The sequence below is a fragment of the Bradyrhizobium sp. 142 genome, assembly GCF_023074015.1.
In the GTDB taxonomy this organism is placed as follows: Bacteria; Pseudomonadota; Alphaproteobacteria; order Rhizobiales; family Xanthobacteraceae; genus Bradyrhizobium.
This window is the reverse complement of the sequence record NZ_JADPKQ010000365.1, coordinates 1-18,141: the sequence shown is the minus strand read 5'-3', so window position 1 is coordinate 18,141 and position 18,141 is coordinate 1. Positions and strand designations below refer to the sequence as shown.

Sequence of the window (18,141 nt, the reverse complement as noted above, 5' to 3'; positions counted from 1 at the left end):
CGCACGCTCCGGCGCCGCAGCCAGACCGATGGCATGAGGTGGGAGACGATCAGTCGCCTCGCCTGTGACTGCCTCCCCAGGCCCAACATCCGTCATCCTTGGCCGCGAGCACGCTTCGCCGTCACTCACCCGAGGTGGGAGCCGTATGCGGGAAAGCCGCACGTACGGATCTGTGCGGGGGGCGCTCAGCAATGAGCGTCCCTACCGCGACCGCTGCGCTCGCAATGACGATGTGGAGGCATCTTACCGCTTCTCCGGCGGCACCTCACGTATCCTCGTGCAATGCGCCGCGACGTCCTCGACACTGTGCTTGAGATGCACTCGCTTGTCTGATGGCGCCTGCTTGGACGTGCACACGCCCGGCCGCCACTCCTGCGTGGGGCGGATCGGGCGCGGGGCAAAGCCGCCGCCGCAGTTCGGGCAGACGTTGGACAGTTTCGTCTCGACACACTCCGCGCAAAACGTGCATTCATAGGAGCAGATCCGCGCATCCGTTGCATTCGGCGGCAGGTCGCGATCGCAATACTCGCAATTCGGTCGGAGTTGCAGCGCCATCTCGAAAGCCCTCGCTCGAAGCGAACGCATCATCGCAAATCAGGCAGGAATCGCGAATGCCGCATTTCCCTCGATTTCAGCCAGCCTTCAGCTCCTTCAGCGGCAGCCGCGTGCTCTCCTTTAGCCTATTAAGCACGATCGAGGAGCGCACATGCGCCACGCTCTGGTGCGGCATCAGCACGTCGTTGACGAGGTTGGAGAGGCCCTTGAGGTCGCGCAGCACGGCCTTCAGCACATAGTCGGCGTCGCCGGTGAGCGAATAGGCCTCCTGGATCTCGTCGATGCGGCCCACGAGCATGCGGAAGCGCTTGGAATTGTCCGGCGAATGGGTAGCGAGCGTCACCTGGATGAAGGCGACCACGCCGAAGCCGAGCGCCTCGCTGGAGAGGTCGGCGTGATAGCCCGCGATCACCTTCTCCTCCTCCAGCCGCATCCGCCGCCGCGAGCATTGCGAGGCGGATAAGCCTGCGAGCTCGGCGAGCTCCTGGTTGGTGAGGCGGCCGTCGTCCTGGAGGGCGCTCAGGATCTTGAGGTCGAAGGCGTCTATCGAAATCATGCGCAAAATGTCCAATCCATGCACAAACCATGCATAGAGTAGCGAAATTGCATCCCATTTGCACGCTCTTTGCGCGCTTGATGAAGGATAGTTCAGGGCAGCAGCAATTTGGGAGAGCACCATGGGTCCGTTTCCGCACGATGCACCGCCGGCCACGATCAGCGCCGACAATCCGATGGGCACCGACGGGTTCGAGTTCGTCGAATATGCGCACCCCAATCCGGAAGAGCTGCACGCGCTGTTCAAGCTGATGGGCTATGCGCCCGTCGCGCGCCACAAGAGCAAGGCAATCACGGTCTATCGCCAGGGCGACATCAACTATCTCGTCAACGAGGAGCTAGGCACCCACGGTTACGACTTTGTCGCCGCGCATGGCCCCTGCGCGCCGTCGATGGCGTTCCGCGTCGTCGATACCAAGGCGGCTTATGATCGGGCCATTGCGCTCGGCGCCGAACCGGCCGACGTGTCATCCGCGCGGAAGACGCTCGATGTCCCCGCGATCAAGGGCATCGGCGGCAGCCTGCTCTATTTCGTCGATCGCTATGGCGCCAAGGGCTCGGCCTATGATGCCGAGTTCGATTGGCTCGGCGCCCGCGATCCGCGTCCCGAAGGTGCCGGCCTGTTCTATCTCGACCACCTCACCCATAACGTCCATCGCGGCCGCATGGATGTGTGGACCAGCTTCTATGAGAAGCTCTTCAATTTCCACCAGATCCGCTTCTTCGACATCGAAGGACGTGCCTCGGGCCTGTTCTCGCGGGCGCTGACCAGTCCCGACGGCAAGATCCGGATTCCGATCAACGAGGACGCCGGTGATTCCGGCCAGATCGAGGAATATCTGAAGATCTATCGCGGCGAAGGCATCCAGCACATCGCCTGCGGCTGCCGCAACATCCACAGCACGATCGAAGGCCTGCGCGACACCGGCCTGCCGTTCATGCCGGCTCCGCCCGCCACCTATTTCGAGCGGATCGACGCGCGTCTGCCGAAGCACGGCGAGGACGTTGCGCGACTTCAGAAGAATGGCATCCTGATCGACGGCGAGGGCGTCGTCGACGGCGGCCAGACCAAGGTGCTGCTCCAGATCTTTTCGGCCAACGCGATTGGCCCGATCTTCTTCGAGTTCATCCAGCGCAAGGGCGATGACGGCTTTGGCGAGGGCAATTTCAAGGCCCTGTTCGAGTCGATCGAGGAAGACCAGATCCGGCGTGGGGTGCTGAAGGTGGATGCGGCTTAGGCCGTCGCGTTGGACCGACTGCGGCCAACCAACAGGTGTCGTCCCGGACAAGCGCGCAAAGCGCGCGTAGATCCGGGACCCATATCCACAGGACGTAGTCGTGGCGCGAGGCGTCAACTCCGAGCCTTCGCAACCACATCGGCCTGTGGTTATGGATCCCGGATCGGCGCGCGCTTAGGGCGCGCTTGTCCGGGATGACGGGAGGTGGTTGGGGTGTGGCCGGGAGTTTATCTTCCCGCCTTCCACGCCTCCGTCACCGCCCCGATCTCCGCCGCCTCCGGCTCACGAACCGCCGAGGGCGTGCGCGAGAACCGCGGCGCCGGCGCCGGCTGCTTCACGCCGTGGCGCTCGATGAAGACGTTGCGGGCGACCATGTGCGGATGCTCGGTCGCCTCCGACATGGTCAGCACCGGCGCGAAGCAGATGTCGGTGCCTTCCATGATCTTGCACCAGTCCTCGCGCGTCTTGCTCTTGAACACGGCCTTCAGCTTCTCCTTCAGCGCGGGCCAGGCCTTGCGGTCCATCTGCGCGTCGAAATCGGCGTCGGTCAGCCCCGCGTGCTCGCGCAGCAGCGCATAGAACTGCGGTTCGATCGAGCCGATTGAGACGAAATGGCCGCAGGCGCATTCGTAGACGCCGTAGAAATGCGCGCCGCCATCGAGGAAATTCTGGTTGCGGCCTTCGGTCCAGCGGCCGATCGTAGTCATGTCGAAGAAGAACGACATCAGCGATGCCGCGCCGTCGCACATTGCGGCATCGACCACCTGGCCCTTACCCGACCTCGAGGCTTCCAAGAGCGCGGCGAGCACACCGACGACGAGATAGAGCGCGCCGCCGCCGAAATCGCCGACCAGGTTGAGCGGCGGCACCGGCGCTTCTTTGGTGCCGATCGCGGCGAGCGCGCCGGTGATCGAAATGTAATTGATGTCGTGGCCGGCGGCGTTGGCGAGCGGGCCTTCCTGGCCCCAGCCGGTCATGCGGCCGTAGACGAGCTTTGGATTGCGGGCGAGCACCACGTCAGGGCCGAGCCCGAGCCGCTCCATCACGCCGGGGCGAAAGCCTTCGACCAGCGCGTCGGCGTTGGCAAGCAGGTCGAGCACCTCCGCGATTGCCGCCTTGTCCTTGAGGTCGAGCTCGACCACCTTGCGGCCGCGTCCGGCCACCGACTTCATGCTCTTCTTCGCGCCGACGCGGTCGAGGGTAACGACCTCGGCGCCCATGTCGGCCAGCATCATGCAGGCGAACGGACCCGGGCCGATGCCGGCGAATTCGACGATGCGGAAGCCTGAAAGCGGGCCGAAGGTGCGGACGGAGGAGCCTTCTGATTTTTCTTGGGCTGATTTGTCGAGCACGTTGTTGTTTCCTCGGGTCTCGAGGCGCGGATCGCCAATAATCGGCAGGCGCTCGGGACGTTCCTCTGTGGGGCGAGTTAATTGGCTGATTAACTTTTCCCGCCTTCACGCCAGCGAGGCAAGCGGTTTTCATGCCGTATGGCCGAAAAAAGGGCGCGCACCGAAGTGCGCGCCGCGGAAAATTTGTGTTGAAGCGCTAAGGCGCGATCATGATCGCGCCTTAGCCGCTTCATCTGAGCATGATCCTTCCGGAAAACCGCTGCACACTTTTCCGGATCATGCTTGTCAGCCCGCCGCGGCTACGGCGCGTTGCGCCATCACCTTGATCAGATTGGCACGGTACTCTGCTGTGCCGTGGATATCTGACAGCAGATTGGTTGCCGAAATGCTCACGCCGTCGATGGCTGACGGCGACCAGTTCGCCTTCAGCGCGGCCTCGATCGCGGACACCCGCATTACGCCGCTCTGTGAAGCGCCGGTCGCGGCGACGCGGATCTCGCCCGTTTTCGTCTGCGCGACGAAGACGGCGGTCAGCGCGAAGCGCGAGGCGGGATGCGGCATCTTGGCGTAGCCCGCCTTCTGCGGAACCGGGAACGACACCGACGTGATGATCTCGCCGTCCTCGAGGGCGGTCGTGAACAGGCCCTTGAAGAAATCCTCCGCCGCAATCGACCGCTTGTTAGTCTTCACGGTGGCGCCGAGCGCGAGCAGCGCGGCGGGATAATCCGCGGCGGGATCGTTGTTAGCGATCGAGCCGCCGATCGTGCCGCGGTATCGCACGGCGGGATCGCCGATCAGCGACGCCAGATAGGTAAGCGCGGGTATCGCCTTCTTCACGGCGTCGCTGGTCGCGACGTCGTAATGCGGTGTTGCGGCCTTGACGGTCAGCGTGTCGCCCGAGACCTCGATGCCGATCAACTCCTTGATCTTGCCGAGATCGATCACATCCGACGGGCTGGCGAGCCGCTGCTTCATGACCGGCAGCAGCGTCTGGCCACCGGCGAGAAATTTCGCCTCGCTACCCTTCGCGAAGAGAGCGGTGGCCTCGTCGACCGAGGAGGCGCGATGATAAGTGGTCTGATACATCTTTGATGCTCCTCTCAGGCCGCGTGGATCGTGCGCCACACCCGATCCGGGGTGGCAGGCATTTCCAGATTGTTCTTGCCGATCGCATCCGTGATCGCGTTGATCACGGCCGCAGAGGCGCCGATCGCGCCGGCCTCACCGCAACCCTTGATGCCCAAGGGATTGCCCGGGCAGAGCGTCGTGGTGTGGGAGAGCTTGAACGACGGCAAATCGTCGGCGCGCGGCATGGAGTAGTCCATGAACGAGGCCGTGACTGGCTGGCCGTTGGCATCATAGATGGCGTGCTCGAGCAGCGCCTGCCCGATGCCTTGAGCGAGGCCGCCATGGACCTGGCCCTCGACGATCATCGGGTTGATCAGCCGGCCGAAATCGTCGGCCGCAACGAAGTTGACGAAGGAGGTCTTGCCGGTGCCGGGATCGACCTCGACCTCACAGATGTACGCCCCTGCCGGGAAGGTGAAGTTGGTCGGATCGTAGAAGGCGCTCTCCTTCAGGCCCGGCTCCATCCCATCAGGCAGATTGTGCGCGGTGTAGGCCGCGAGCGCGACCATCGGCAGCGCGATCGCCTTGTCGGTGCCAGTCACCTTGAATTCGCCGTTCTCGATGACGATGTCGGCTTCCGATGCCTCCAGCGCATGCGCGGCGATCTTCTTGGCCTTGGCTTCCATCTTCTCCATGGCCTTGAGGATCGCGGTGAGACCGACGGCCGCGGAGCGCGAGCCGTAGGTGCCCATGCCGAACTGCACCTTGTCGGTGTCGCCATGGACGATCGAGACCTGGCTGATGGGAACGCCGAGTCGCTCCGCGACGAGCTGGCAGAACGTGGTCTCGTGACCCTGACCGTGGCTGTGCGAGCCCGTGAGGATCTCAATGGTGCCGACCGGGTTGACGCGCACCTCGGCGGATTCCCACAAGCCGACGCCGGCGCCCAGGCTGCCGACCGCCTTCGAGGGCGCGATGCCGCAGGCCTCGATGTAGCAGGATACGCCGATGCCGCGCAGCTTGCCGTCGGCTTTCGCCTTGGCCTTGCGTGCGGCAAAGCCGGCATAGTCGATCGCCTTCATCGCGGCATCGAGCGAGGCGTTAAAGTCGCCGGTGTCATAGGCCATGATCACGGGCGTCTGGTGCGGGAATTGGGTGATGAAGTTCTGCTGGCGCAGCGCGGCCGGATCGATCTTCAACTGCCGCGCCGCCGTCTCCATCAGCCGCTCGATCAGATAGCTCGCCTCGGGGCGGCCCGCGCCGCGATAGGCGTCGACCGGGGTGGTGTTGGTATAGACCCCGATCACCTCGGCATGGATCGCCGGGATGTTGTACTGGCCCGACAGCAGCGTCGCATACAGATAGGTCGGGACCGACGACGAGAACAACGACATGTAGGCGCCGAAATTCGCGTAGGTCTTCACCTTCAAGCCGGTGATCTTGTTGTTGGCGTCGAATGCCATCTCGGCATGGGTGACATGGTCGCGGCCATGCGCGTCGGTGAGGAAGGCCTCGGTGCGGTCGCCGGTCCATTTCACGGGACGGCCGACCTTCTTCGAGGCCCACAGCGCCACCATCTCTTCGGGATAGATGAAGATCTTCGAGCCGAAGCCGCCGCCGACGTCGGGCGCGATCACGCGTAGCTTGTGCTCGGGCGCGATGTTGTAGAATGCCGACAGCACGAGGCGGGCGACGTGGGGATTCTGCGACGTCGTGTAGAGCGTGAAATGCTCCTCCGCCGAATCGTAATCGGCGATCGCCGCGCGCGGCTCCATCGCATTGGGCGCGAGGCGGTTGTTGGTGACGTCGAGCTTGACCACATTGGCGGCCTTCGAGAAGGCGGCGTCGGTGGCGCCTTCATCGCCGATGACCCAGTCATAAACCTGGTTGCCGGGCGCCTCGGGATGAAGCTGCGGCGCGCCGGCCTTGATCGCGGCATGCACGTCGGCGACCGCCGGCAGCTCCTCATAATTGACGACTACGGCCTCGGCTGCATCGCGCGCCAGATTCTTGCTCTCGGCGATCACAACCGCGACGGCCTGACCGACGAACCGCACCGTCTCTGGCGCCATCGCCGGCCATGCGCCCATCTTCATCGGGCTGCCGTCCTTCGACGTGATGGCCCAGCCGCAGATGAGGTTGCCGACCTTGTCGTCGACGATTTGCTGCCCGGTAAGCACCGCGACCACGCCCGGCATCTTCAGCGCCTCGGCGGAGTCGATCCCCTTCACCTTGGCATGCGCATGCGGGCTTCTGATGAAATGGGCATGGGTCATGCCCTGCAATTTGATGTCGTCGACGTACCGGCCCTTGCCGGTGATGAAACGCTTGTCTTCCTTGCGCACGACGCTTGCGCCGATGCCTTCAACACCCATGTCCTGTCCTCCCGACCGGAATTCTGTTTTGCCCGCCCTTTCCATCGAAAGCGGCGGTGGTGATTCTTGTTCGAGGCGAGCCGTATTACTCGGCCGCCTGCGAAACCTTCATGCGTCCGGCCGCATCCAGCACGGCTTTGACGATGTTGTGGTAACCGGTGCAGCGGCAGATATTGCCTTCGAGCTCGTGGCGGACGGTCGCCTCGTCGAGCTCGCCACCATGGCGGTGCACGATGTCGATCGCCGACATGATCATGCCTGGCGTGCAATAGCCGCACTGCAGGCCGTGATTGTCACGGAAGGCGGCCTGCATGGGGTGCAGCTCGTCGCCCCTGGCGATGCCTTCGATGGTGGTGACGTTGGCGCCGTCGGCCTGTCCCGCCAGCATCGTGCAGGATTTCACCGCCTTGCCGTCCATGTGCACGACGCAGGCACCGCACTGGCTGGTGTCGCAGCCGACATGGGTCCCGGTGAGGTTGAGGTGATCGCGCAGGAGCTGGACCAGCAAGGTGCGGTCCTCGACGTCAACGGCAACAGCCTTGCCGTTCACTGTCAGTTTGACTGTAGACACGGTGAAGTCCTCCCGGGATTGATTTTGATTGTTTCTAATTAGAGACCAGCGACCCGGAACTTTGCAACTACGATTTTGGCCGCCCGGTCATGGAAAAGTCATCGATCACGACGATCGCGCAATAAGTTGCGCGGGTGGGTCGGCCAAACGGACCGCCAGCGCGGGATGCCGGCCGCCCGTCCCCCGCCCGCCCGGTCTTCGGCTGATGAAGCCAAAAAATTGCACTTGTGCGCCGAATTTACCGCCCCTTATCGATTCTGCCTTAGTTTTGCGCATCGGGTTGGGGGCGGGGCGCCTCCAGACCGGGGCTATTCATAAAGATGGGGGTTGGAATGTCCGGGCGTATCGCGTCGCCGTCGAAGCGCACCATATTTCCGACCCTCAGGTTCCGCGCCAAGATCATCCTCGGCTTTGCCGCGGTGCTGGTGATCTCCGCCGGCAGCATGGCGTTCGCCTATTTCGGCTTCGAACGGGTCTCGTCCGGTGTCGGGTCCTACCGCAGCAGCGTCACGGAGGCCGATCTCGCCCGCAATATCGACCGCGAACTGCTCGCCTACCGCTCGGCGGTCAAATATTTCGTCGTCACCGGCAAGGAGGACGATGCCAAGACAGCACTGGATGCCGAGGCCAGCCTGAAGAACGCCATCGGCTTGGCGGTCAAGAGTGCCAAGAAGCCGGCCCGGCAGGAGAGCCTGGACAAGCTCGCCAAGGAGTTTTCGAATTTCTCTGCGACCTTCGCAAAGGTGCTCCAGGCCAAGCGCGACAGCGCGCTGCTGGTGCAGAATCAGCTCACGCGCAATGCAAATCTCCTCAAGTACAAGCTCGACGATATCGGCAACAACGCCTCCGATTCCGAGGCCCAGGCGATCGAGTTCGGCACCAAGCAGGTCAATGCCCAGTTCCAGACCGCAAGCTCCGCTGCGACCAATTTCGTGCTGACATCGGACCAGGCAATCGCATCCAGTGCGCTGGCGCGGCTGAAATTCGTCGAGAATTCGCTCGGCGCGGTCTATTCCATGGACGACAAGATCGTCGCCGGGCTGAAGGACGCCAAGGGTCTGCTTGGGGCCTACCGTGAGGCGCTGGAGAAGCTGATCGCCAACGCCAAGATGGTCGATGAGCTCGTCACCGAGATGAGCAGCTCGGCGGGGGCGATCCTTCAGGGGGCGACCGCCATGAAGGCGGACCTCGTCGCCGACCAGCAGCGGCTGGATTCAGAGTCGGAAGCAACTATCGGGCAGACCGAACACCTGGTCCTGATGCTTGCCGTTGGCGGCACGCTGCTCGGCGCCGTCCTGGCCTTCCTGCTCGGCACCGGCATCTCGCGTCCGATGATCGCGATGTGCAAGGCGATGCGTGAGCTTGCCTCGGGCAATTTCGACGTGGTGCTGCCCGGTCTGGGACGCAGGGACGAGATCGGCGAGATGGCCGGCGCAGTCGAGGAGTTCAAGGTTCAGGCGGTGGCCAAGGCCGAGCACGACGCTGCCGTGAGCGAAGCCCAGAACAAGGAGCAGGCCGCAAGCCGCCGCTCCGAGCTGATCCGTTTTGCCGATGATTTCGAAAGTGCGGTCGGCGCCATCGTCTCCAACGTCTCGGCCTCCGCCGTGCAGCTCGAATCGGCGGCATCGACGCTGACCCGCACCGCAGAGACCACGCAGAGCCTGTCCGGCCAGGTCGCCGACGTTTCTGAGCAGGCGTCATCCAACATGCAGTCGGTCGCAACCGCGACCGAAGAGCTCTCGGCCTCGGTCGAGGAGATCGGCCGCCAGGTCCGCGACTCCAGCCGCATCGCCGAGGCCGCGGTCGGACAGGCCAAGGAAACCGACAGCCGGATCGGCAAACTCTCGCATGCCGCCCAGCAGATCGGCGAGGTCGTCAAGCTGATCACGGCAATCGCCGAGCAGACCAATCTTCTCGCGCTCAACGCCACCATCGAGGCGGCGCGTGCGGGAGAAGCCGGCCGCGGCTTTGCGGTGGTTGCCAGCGAAGTGAAGTCGCTGGCGAGCCAGACCGCGAAGGCGACGGATGAGATTTCCTCGCACATCGCGGGGATGCAGGGTGCTACCGCCGAGTCGGTCGCCGCGATCAAGGAGATTGGGGCCACGATCGGCCAGATCTCGTCGATCTCGACCTCGATCGCCAGTGCGGTGGAACAGCAGGGTGCCGCCACCCAAGAGATTGCCCGCAGCGTCCAGACAGTCGCGCAGGGCACCCAGACCGCCGCCACCGATATCGGCCAGGTCAACCGCGGCGCCGCCGAAACCGGCTCGGCCTCGGAAGAGGTGCTGAACTCGGCCAAGACGCTGTCGTCCGAAAGCACCCGCCTGCGCGCCGAACTCGACCGCTTCATGGCGAATATCAGAGCGGCTTAAGCGGTCCGCCGCCGCCACCTCAAATGTCGTCCTGGCGAAAGCCAGGACCCATTGCCACAAGGAGGACTCGTGGTGCGGCGCTGGTAGCCGCGAGTCTTCGCCAAACAACTTCCTGGGATAATGGGTCCTGGATCAGCGCTCGCTACTGGACAACGCTTCGCGTTACCAGGAGCTCGCTTGTCCAGGACGACGAGGGAGAAGGACCAGGCCAAATCTCCCCGCGTCACCGAACCGCAAGTTGCGGCGCCGCAAATTTACCGGCGCTTATCCTTTGCCCCCTAACGTGCAGACGAGTCAGGAAGCGGGCTGCTTCCGGGCTGCGCCGGTTTTCCGCGAATGGAATGGGGTGGGGGAATGTCCGCCAAGTCTACCGCTATATCTAAGCCGAACAACAAAGCGAAGCTGCTCACCTTGCGGTTTCGCGCAAAAATCATCCTCGGCTTCGTGGCGGTGCTCGCCATCCTGGCCGTCAGCATGGCCTTCGCCTATTTCGGCTTCGAGCGAATCGCGGGCGCCGTGGCCGCCTACCGCACCAGCGTGTCGGAAGCCGACCTGGCGCGAACCGTCGATCGCGAGTTGGTCGCCTATCAGGGGCTGGCGCGCGCCTACACGTTGACCGGCGCGGCGGACGACGAGACCGCGGCCAAGGCGGCCGAAGAGAATCTGAAGACGGCGATCTCGAAAACTATGTCCGCCACGACAGGCGCGGCGCGGCGCGAGCAGGTCGGCAAGCTCGAGGCTGATTTCCAGCGCTTCACGAAGGTGTTCGGAGAGATCATCACGCTGACGCGTGAAAACAACAAGATCGCAAGCGATGAGCTGAACAGCGTCGGCAACAAGATCCGCTTCAAGTTCGACGATCTCGCCGACACCGCGGCGCTGGCCGGGCTTGCATCCGTTCAGACCACGGCCAAGGACATCACCTCGCAATATCTCGCGGTCTCGACCTCGGTCAGCGCCTTCGTCGCCAAGCCGGAGCCGAAGACCGCCGACGGTGTGATCGCGCGCGTCAAGTTCCTCGAAACCCTGCTGGTCTCGATCTATGCGAACGACCAGAAGATCACCGATCGCGTCACCGAGATCGGCAATCTCTTGAAGCAGTACCGCACCTCCTTCACAAAGCTGTCGGAGAACGTGAAGATCATCGTCAAGCTGAACGGTGAGATGACCAAGACGGCGGCGTTCATCCTTAAGCTTTCGGCCGAGCTGCGGTCGGACCTGACCGCCGACCAGCAGCGCATCGAGGCCAGCGCCAATGTGACGATCGGAGAGACCGAGCGGCTGATGCTGATGCTGGCGCTGGGTGGCCTTGCCATCGGCGCCGCGCTGGCCTTCCTGCTCGGCAACGGCATCTCGCGTCCGATGATCGCGATGTGCAAGGCGATGCGTGAGCTTGCCTCGGGCAATTTCGACGTGGTGCTGCCCGGTCTGGGACGCAGGGACGAGATCGGCGAGATGGCCGGCGCAGTCGAGGAGTTCAAGGTTCAGGCGGTGGCCAAGGCCGAGCACGACGCTGCCGTGAGCGAAGCCCAGAACAAGGAGCAGGCCGCAAGCCGCCGCTCCGAGCTGATCCGTTTTGCCGATGATTTCGAAAGTGCGGTCGGCGCCATCGTCTCCAACGTCTCGGCCTCCGCCGTGCAGCTCGAATCGGCGGCATCGACGCTGACCCGCACCGCAGAGACCACGCAGAGCCTGTCCGGCCAGGTCGCCGACGTTTCTGAGCAGGCGTCATCCAACATGCAGTCGGTCGCAACCGCGACCGAAGAGCTCTCGGCCTCGGTCGAGGAGATCGGCCGCCAGGTCCGCGACTCCAGCCGCATCGCCGAGGCCGCGGTCGGACAGGCCAAGGAAACCGACAGCCGGATCGGCAAACTCTCGCATGCCGCCCAGCAGATCGGCGAGGTCGTCAAGCTGATCACGGCAATCGCCGAGCAGACCAATCTTCTCGCGCTCAACGCCACCATCGAGGCGGCGCGTGCGGGAGAAGCCGGCCGCGGCTTTGCGGTGGTTGCCAGCGAAGTGAAGTCGCTGGCGAGCCAGACCGCGAAGGCGACGGATGAGATTTCCTCGCACATCGCGGGGATGCAGGGTGCTACCGCCGAGTCGGTCGCCGCGATCAAGGAGATTGGGGCCACGATCGGCCAGATCTCGTCGATCTCGACCTCGATCGCCAGTGCGGTGGAACAGCAGGGTGCCGCCACCCAAGAGATTGCCCGCAGCGTCCAGACAGTCGCGCAGGGCACCCAGACCGCCGCCACCGATATCGGCCAGGTCAACCGCGGCGCCGCCGAAACCGGCTCGGCCTCGGAAGAGGTGCTGAACTCGGCCAAGACGCTGTCGTCCGAAAGCACCCGCCTGCGCGCCGAACTCGACCGCTTCATGGCGAATATCAGAGCGGCTTAAGCGGTCCGCCGCCGCCACCTCAAATGTCGTCCTGGCGAAAGCCAGGACCCATTGCCACAAGGAGGACTCGTGGTGCGGCGCTGGTAGCCGCGAGTCTTCGCCAAACAACTTCCTGGGATAATGGGTCCTGGATCAGCGCTCGCTACTGGACAACGCTTCGCGTTACCAGGAGCTCGCTTGTCCAGGACGAGAGCGGAGTGAGGGCGGCGGTCCCGTGTCTCACTCTCTCCCGAACGCCCGTTTCAGCTCCACCTTCGCGCGCTCCAACCGTGTTCGCTGCGCCTTCGGCAGCGTCGTCCCCGCACGGTTGATATAGAACGTCAGCATCGACAACGCAGAGCGATAGGCGCCGGTCTTGCGGCGCGAGCTGTGCTCGGCCGAGCGCTTCAGCGATGCTGCAATTCTCTTTGGGCTGGTCAGCTTGAATACACCGCGCTTCAGGTCGAGCGCGTCGCTCTCCCTGGTGACGCGCTGCGACCAGCGCTTCGGCGCGGCACGTTTCGAATGCTTGCGCGCGGTGGTGCTGCTCCGCGCGCTGGTCTTCCGACGCGCTGTCTTTCGCGATCCGATTTTGGTTCGCGAGCCGGTTTTGCGAGAATGTGTCGTCTTTCTGACTTGAGCCATGCGTCAACTCCTTGCGGCTACACCGGAAACGGACGAGCCCGGGCGGTGTTCCCAAGGGAACCTGCCATCGCCGCAGGCGTTGTCGCGGGTGGCAGACGGAATGCCGCACCCTCTTGATCGGATCGAATCGGTCCACGTCGCGTGCAACGTGGCATTGGTTAGACGCAACAACGCGATGGAATTGCAGCAAAGCCCAGCGCTGAATCTTGGTCCTTCGGTCGCAGCGGCAGTCGCGGCGGAGCGCATCGTCGAGACCAGCATTCCGTCACGGCTCGATGCCCTGCCGTGGAGCGGCTTTCACACCCGCGTCGTGCTGGCGCTCGGCATCACGTGGATCCTCGACGGCCTCGAGGTGACGCTCGCCGGTGCGCTCTCCGGCGCGCTGAAGCAGAGCCCGGCGCTGCATTTCTCCAATCTCGATCTCGGCGTCGCAAACTCCGCCTATCTCGCCGGCGCGGTGCTCGGCGCGCTGGGCTTCGGCTGGCTCACCGACCGGATCGGCCGCAAGAAGCTGTTCTTCATCACACTCGCGGTCTATCTCTCAGCAACCGCCGCGACCGCGCTGTCCTGGGACATTGCGAGCTACGCGCTGTTCCGATTTCTCACCGGTGCCGGCATCGGCGGCGAATACACCGCGATCAACTCGACCATCCAGGAACTGGTGCCGGCGCGCTATCGCGGCTGGACCGATCTCGTCATCAATGGAAGCTTCTGGATCGGCGCCGCGATGGGCGCCGTCGCCGCCATCGTGCTGCTCGATCCCGCGGTGATCGGACCCGATCTGGGCTGGCGCCTCGCTTATCTGATCGGCGCAACCATCGGGCTTGTGGTATTGCTGATGCGGATGTGGATTCCCGAGAGCCCGCGCTGGCTGATGGTTCACGGCCGGCCTGATCAGGCCCATGCGATCGTCGACGAGATCGAGCGCTCTGTCGTCGGGTGCGGCCAGGATGCAACCGACGGACGCTTCACCATGGTCCGCTTGAAGATGCGCGACCACACCCCGCTGGGCGAGGTTGTGCACACGCTGTTCTTCACATACCGCCAGCGCGCGCTGGTCGGTCTCGTGCTGATGAGCGCCCAGGCCTTCTTCTACAATGCGATCTTCTTCACCTTTGCGCTGGTGCTGACCGACTTCTATGGCATCAGCGCCGATCACGTCGGCTGGTATCTGCTGCCGTTCGCGGCCGGCAACTTCCTCGGCCCGCTGCTGCTCGGCCGCCTGTTCGACACGCTCGGCCGCCGCACCATGATCATGCTCACCTATGGCATCTCGGGCCTGTTGCTGGCGCTGTCGGGCTACCTGTTCTCGATCGGCGCCTTGAGCGCACAGGGCCAGACCATCGCCTGGATGGTGATCTTCTTCTTTGCGTCGCCGGCTGCAAGCGCGGCCTACCTCACTGTCAGCGAGACCTTTCCGCTGGAGGTCCGCGCGCTGGCGATCGCGGTGTTCTACGCGGTTGGCACCGGCATCGGCGGTGTGATCGGGCCGGCACTGTTCGGCGTGCTGATCGACACGGGATCACGCAACAGCGTGTTCGCCGGCTATTTGCTGGGGGCAATCCTGATGATCGCAGCCGCGATCGTGGCGTGGCGTTATGCCGTCTCGGCGGAGCGCAAATCGCTCGAACAAGTCGCGCGCCCGCTCGCCTTTATGGAGTAAGCTGATGAAATCGGAACTGGCGGAAATGACATTCGATCAAAAGCGCATCCTGCCCGATGACGGCGAGGCGCCGGACGCGGTGCCGGTGCCGCATGCGCTCGTGCCGCATCTCGATAAGACCGCGATCCTGCTCGATGTCGACGGCACGCTGCTCGAGTTGATGCCGACGCCGCGCGAGGTCTGGGTGCCGCCGGGGCTGTCGAACACCCTGAACCGGCTGGTCGAACGCACGTCAGGCGCGCTGGCGCTGGTCAGCGGCCGCTCGCTCAACGACATCGACCTGATCTTCGCGCCCGATGTCTATCGCGCGGTCGGCGGCCACGGTGCGGAAATGCGCTTGTCGGTGGACAATGAAGCCGCGGCCGCGCACGCCCCGCCAATGGACAAGGAATTGAAGCGGCGGCTCGCCGCGATCGCGAAGCTCAGCCCCGGCATTCTGCTCGAGGACAAAGGTTATTCGCTGGCGCTGCACTATCGCCTCGCGCCACATGCGGAGAAGGCGATCTTCGAGGCCGTCTCGCTGATCCGCGCCGACCTGCCCAACGCGCCAATCGAGGTGCTGCCCGGCAAGTTCGTCTGCGAGATCAAGCATTCCGGATTCACCAAGGCGACCGGCGTGCGGGAACTCTTGAAGCATGAACCGTTCAGGGGGCGCCGCCCGATCTTCATCGGCGACGACGTCACCGACGAAACCGTGTTCGCGATCATGCCGGACGTGAAGGGGCTCGCCTTCTCGGTCGGTCGTCGCGCCATCGGCGTCGACGGTCACTTCGATGCGCCGAGCGACGTGCGTGAGTTTCTCGCGCGTCTGCTGGATGACACTAGGTAAAAGCAAGACGGGCCCTGGCGCTCGACACAATGCGAGCTGCGCAGTTCCGTTGCACAGCAATATAGCCACAACTCTTTTCTTGCAGCAGAATCCAGGGGTTCCGCGAGCCAAGGCGGTTCCAACGTGCCCGCCCGATTTTGGTTTCAATCGGTTGAAACGATGATCAGGAACCATATTGATGAACGTCAGTTAAACGGGGTGGAATGAACAGGAGGGGACGACCTGTGAACTTAGTCGTCGTTTCAAATCGAGTTGCGCGCGGCAAACCCAACGAACCCATGACGGGGGGCTTGGCTGCGGCCTTGCTCCCGGTGGTGGAACATTCGGGAGCGATCTGGGTGGGGTCCTCCGGCCGCGTGCGCGACGGCCATCAGAAGGAACCGTTCGCCGAGATCGAGGCGCTCGGCACGGGCGCGATCGCGACGCTGGATCTGCCTGCGGCGCATTATGGCGGCTATTACGAAGGCTTTGCCAATTCGGCGCTGTGGCCGGCCCTGCATTCGCGCAGCGATCTGATCCGCGTTTCCCAGGACGACTATCTTAGCTATCGCGAGGTCAACGCCTTCATGGCGCGCGCTTTGTTGCGCTTCCGCAAGCCCCGGACCGCGTTCTGGGTGCAGGATTATCATTTCCTCGCGCTCGGCGCCGAGCTGCGCGACCTCGGCGTCGACGACCCGATCGGCTTCTTCCTGCACACGCCGTGGCCCGTGACCGCTGTGATGCAGGGCGTGCCAAATCATCGCGAGCTGCTCACGGCGATGCTGGCCTACGATCTCATCGGCTTCCAGACCCAGGAGGATTGCGAGAATTTTCTCGGTTATGTCGGCGGCGAGCTCGGCCTCACCATTGAGGATGGGATTGTCAGCTCGCAGCATGGCCGCACGCGCTGCCAAGTATTTCCGATCGGCATCGATGCCGAGAAGTTCGCCGTCTATGCCGCGAAATCGGCCTCCCATCCCGACGTATCGCGGCTGCGCCGCAGCCTCAATGGCGAGCGGCTCGCGATCGGCGTGGATCGGCTTGACTATTCCAAGGGCCTCGTCAATCGCATCAGCGCGTTCGATCGGCTCTGGACCAGTTATCCGCAGCTCGCGCGCGGCATCTCGCTGCTGCAGATCGCTAACCCCTCGCGTGGAGCCATCGAGGCCTATGGCAATCTCCAGAACGAAGTCGCGCGCCTAGTTACCGACGTCAACGGCCGCCATGGCGAGGTCGACTGGACGCCGATCCGCTATCTCAACAAGGGCTTCAGCCAGACCGTTCTCGCGGGTCTCTATCGCACCGCCCAGATCGGTGTGGTGACACCGCTGCATGACGGTATGAACCTCGTTGCCAAGGAATATGTCGCCGCCCAAAACCCGGCCGATCCCGGCGTGCTGGTGCTGTCGAAATTCGCCGGCGCCGCCAACGAGCTCGACACCGCGTTGTTGGTCAATCCGCACGACATCGACGGCATGGCGCGCACGATCGCGGTCGCTGCCGCGATGCCGCTCACCGAGCGCAAGATGCGCTGGGACGCGATGATGAAGAAGCTGCGCGGCCACACCATCCAGCAATGGTCCGCCGATTTCGTTGCCGAGCTGGAAAAGTGCCGCACCGAAAAGGCCGCGGTCGCTCCGCTCGCCGCCCAGCCGCCGCAAGCGCTGCGCTGGCTGAAGTCGGCGATCTCCGGCGTGCGGTTGATCTGAATTCTCCTGAGGGGCTCTATCCACTCGTCATTGCCGGGCTTGACCCGGCGCGTCTTGCCGCGGGCTGTAAGAACCTGGAAGCTCGGGCATGACGGCCTCGTACTGCCGAGCACCTCAATAACAATACGATACCCCATCCAGAATCGCGCAGCGCCGCTTATTCGGCGCGTTGGGATCATCCAGCGGCACCATGCCGTTGCCCTGGCCGACGAACACGCCGGGCCCGATATGCACCGAACTCTTGTTGCCGATGATCACGCTCGGATGCCGCGAGGGGCTCGAACGCGTGCCGTCCGGCCAGATGATGGCGTCGCCCGAAAGCATCCCCCGCCGCCCATCGTCGCAGCTGATTTCGGCCCCTTGGCGCGTGCAGACCTGCGCCAGAGCCGGCGCGGCGAAGGCGGCGCCAAGGGGCGAAATCAAGCTGAGCGCGGCGATGGTGTTGCGGATGGTCACGGCGTCCCCAGGCGGTTGGCGTTCTCTGTAGAATCGTCGTGTCAAACCGGTCCCCGGTTCAGCCAACGGGCGGTTCCAGGCTGCTTGGTGGGTGCAGAGATTCTCTATAAAATACAATAGCTTACGGAAAATTCACCCGATTTACCCGCGATCCCTTGCAAAATCATTGGCGCCCCTTCAAGAGAGAGCGCTCCGGAGAGATGGCCGAGTGGCTTAAGGCGCACGCTTGGAAAGCGTGTGTGCGGGAAACCGTACCGTGGGTTCGAATCCCACTCTCTCCGCCAGCCTGCATCGTGTCCAGACCGGAGACATAGGTAACAGCTCGTACCTAAGACATGGGTGACAACCTCGTGCCGATCGGGTTGTCGGGCTGTTGCAAGGTCATTTACTCC

At 63.8% G+C, this 18,141-nt stretch carries 14 protein-coding genes and 1 tRNA gene; 7 read left to right on the top strand and 8 right to left on the bottom strand.

Annotated elements, in window-relative coordinates; all coding sequences use genetic code 11:
- Positions 1 to 243 precede the first annotated feature (243 nt).
- Entirely contained in the window at positions 244 to 555 is a 312-nt protein-coding gene (locus IVA82_RS33625; protein ID WP_247389869.1) for a DUF1272 domain-containing protein, read from the bottom strand.
- Between the two features lie 76 nt (positions 556 to 631).
- Positions 632 to 1,111 (bottom strand): Lrp/AsnC family transcriptional regulator, encoded by a 480-nt coding sequence (locus IVA82_RS33620; RefSeq protein ID WP_247389870.1) that lies wholly within the window; start codon positions 1,109 to 1,111, stop codon positions 632 to 634.
- Between the two features lie 121 nt (positions 1,112 to 1,232).
- Here IVA82_RS33620 and hppD point away from each other — a divergent pair, with 121 nt between their 5' ends.
- Entirely contained in the window at positions 1,233 to 2,348 is a 1,116-nt protein-coding gene (gene hppD / locus IVA82_RS33615) for a 4-hydroxyphenylpyruvate dioxygenase (RefSeq protein WP_247389871.1), read from the top strand.
- Between the two features lie 227 nt (positions 2,349 to 2,575).
- Here the strand turns inward: hppD and IVA82_RS33610 are convergent, their stop codons facing one another.
- The 4 genes from IVA82_RS33610 to IVA82_RS33595 all read right to left on the bottom strand — a co-directional run bounded on the left by IVA82_RS33610 (position 2,576) and on the right by IVA82_RS33595 (position 7,714).
- Positions 2,576 to 3,700: a CaiB/BaiF CoA-transferase family protein gene (locus IVA82_RS33610; RefSeq protein WP_247389872.1), complete on the bottom strand. Its 1,125-nt coding sequence runs from the start codon at positions 3,698 to 3,700 to the stop codon at positions 2,576 to 2,578.
- A gap of 285 nt (positions 3,701 to 3,985) precedes the next feature.
- Entirely contained in the window at positions 3,986 to 4,786 is an 801-nt protein-coding gene (locus IVA82_RS33605; RefSeq protein WP_247389873.1) for a xanthine dehydrogenase family protein subunit M, read from the bottom strand.
- Positions 4,787 to 4,800: 14 nt separating this feature from the next.
- Positions 4,801 to 7,143 (bottom strand): xanthine dehydrogenase family protein molybdopterin-binding subunit, encoded by a 2,343-nt coding sequence (locus IVA82_RS33600; RefSeq protein ID WP_247389874.1) that lies wholly within the window; start codon positions 7,141 to 7,143, stop codon positions 4,801 to 4,803.
- 85 nt (positions 7,144 to 7,228) lie between these two features.
- Complete coding sequence (locus IVA82_RS33595) at positions 7,229 to 7,714, bottom strand: (2Fe-2S)-binding protein (RefSeq protein WP_148744328.1); 486 nt, start codon at positions 7,712 to 7,714, stop codon at positions 7,229 to 7,231.
- Between the two features lie 332 nt (positions 7,715 to 8,046).
- Between IVA82_RS33595 and IVA82_RS33590 the strand changes: the two genes are divergently transcribed.
- Positions 8,047 to 10,086 carry a HAMP domain-containing methyl-accepting chemotaxis protein gene (locus IVA82_RS33590; RefSeq protein ID WP_247389875.1) on the top strand — a complete coding sequence of 680 codons (2,040 nt, stop codon included), beginning with the start codon at positions 8,047 to 8,049 and terminating at the stop codon, positions 10,084 to 10,086.
- A 354-nt stretch (positions 10,087 to 10,440) separates the two neighbouring features.
- Positions 10,441 to 12,489, top strand: coding sequence for a HAMP domain-containing methyl-accepting chemotaxis protein (locus tag IVA82_RS33585; RefSeq protein WP_247389876.1), 2,049 nt, complete (start codon positions 10,441 to 10,443; stop codon positions 12,487 to 12,489).
- 219 nt (positions 12,490 to 12,708) lie between these two features.
- Here IVA82_RS33585 and IVA82_RS33580 read toward each other — a convergent pair whose 3' ends face one another.
- Positions 12,709 to 13,113 (bottom strand): DUF3175 domain-containing protein, encoded by a 405-nt coding sequence (locus IVA82_RS33580; RefSeq protein ID WP_247389877.1) that lies wholly within the window; start codon positions 13,111 to 13,113, stop codon positions 12,709 to 12,711.
- 175 nt (positions 13,114 to 13,288) lie between these two features.
- On the opposite strand from IVA82_RS33580, the gene IVA82_RS33575 reads away from it, so the two are divergent.
- The 3 genes from IVA82_RS33575 to IVA82_RS33565 all read left to right on the top strand — a co-directional run bounded on the left by IVA82_RS33575 (position 13,289) and on the right by IVA82_RS33565 (position 17,293).
- Positions 13,289 to 14,776: an MFS transporter gene (locus tag IVA82_RS33575; RefSeq protein WP_247389915.1), complete on the top strand. Its 1,488-nt coding sequence runs from the start codon at positions 13,289 to 13,291 to the stop codon at positions 14,774 to 14,776.
- A 4-nt stretch (positions 14,777 to 14,780) separates the two neighbouring features.
- A complete protein-coding gene (otsB, locus tag IVA82_RS33570; protein WP_247389878.1) occupies positions 14,781 to 15,605 on the top strand; it encodes a trehalose-phosphatase in 825 nt (274 codons plus the stop codon).
- 224 nt (positions 15,606 to 15,829) lie between these two features.
- Complete coding sequence (locus IVA82_RS33565; RefSeq protein WP_247389879.1) at positions 15,830 to 17,293, top strand: trehalose-6-phosphate synthase; 1,464 nt, start codon at positions 15,830 to 15,832, stop codon at positions 17,291 to 17,293.
- A 114-nt stretch (positions 17,294 to 17,407) separates the two neighbouring features.
- Here IVA82_RS33565 and IVA82_RS33560 read toward each other — a convergent pair whose 3' ends face one another.
- Positions 17,408 to 17,749 (bottom strand): hypothetical protein, encoded by a 342-nt coding sequence (locus IVA82_RS33560; RefSeq protein WP_247389880.1) that lies wholly within the window; start codon positions 17,747 to 17,749, stop codon positions 17,408 to 17,410.
- A gap of 194 nt (positions 17,750 to 17,943) precedes the next feature.
- On the opposite strand from IVA82_RS33560, the gene IVA82_RS33555 reads away from it, so the two are divergent.
- Positions 17,944 to 18,033 (top strand) — tRNA-Ser (locus IVA82_RS33555).
- Positions 18,034 to 18,141 lie beyond the last annotated feature (108 nt).

Excerpts from the sequence above, each read along its gene's own strand:
- hppD (WP_247389871.1), top strand. The coding sequence starts at position 1,233 with ATGGGTCCGTTTCCGCACGATGCACCGCCGGCCACGATCAGCGCCGAC.
- IVA82_RS33605 (WP_247389873.1), bottom strand. The coding sequence starts at position 4,786 with ATGTATCAGACCACTTATCATCGCGCCTCCTCGGTCGACGAGGCCACC.
- IVA82_RS33590 (WP_247389875.1), top strand. The coding sequence starts at position 8,047 with ATGTCCGGGCGTATCGCGTCGCCGTCGAAGCGCACCATATTTCCGACC.
- IVA82_RS33620 (WP_247389870.1), bottom strand. The coding sequence starts at position 1,111 with ATGATTTCGATAGACGCCTTCGACCTCAAGATCCTGAGCGCCCTCCAG.
- IVA82_RS33580 (WP_247389877.1), bottom strand. The coding sequence starts at position 13,113 with ATGGCTCAAGTCAGAAAGACGACACATTCTCGCAAAACCGGCTCGCGA.
- otsB (WP_247389878.1), top strand. The coding sequence starts at position 14,781 with ATGAAATCGGAACTGGCGGAAATGACATTCGATCAAAAGCGCATCCTG.
- IVA82_RS33585 (WP_247389876.1), top strand. The coding sequence starts at position 10,441 with ATGTCCGCCAAGTCTACCGCTATATCTAAGCCGAACAACAAAGCGAAG.
- IVA82_RS33575 (WP_247389915.1), top strand. The coding sequence starts at position 13,289 with ATGGAATTGCAGCAAAGCCCAGCGCTGAATCTTGGTCCTTCGGTCGCA.
- IVA82_RS33625 (WP_247389869.1), bottom strand. The coding sequence starts at position 555 with ATGGCGCTGCAACTCCGACCGAATTGCGAGTATTGCGATCGCGACCTG.
- IVA82_RS33600 (WP_247389874.1), bottom strand. The coding sequence starts at position 7,143 with ATGGGTGTTGAAGGCATCGGCGCAAGCGTCGTGCGCAAGGAAGACAAG.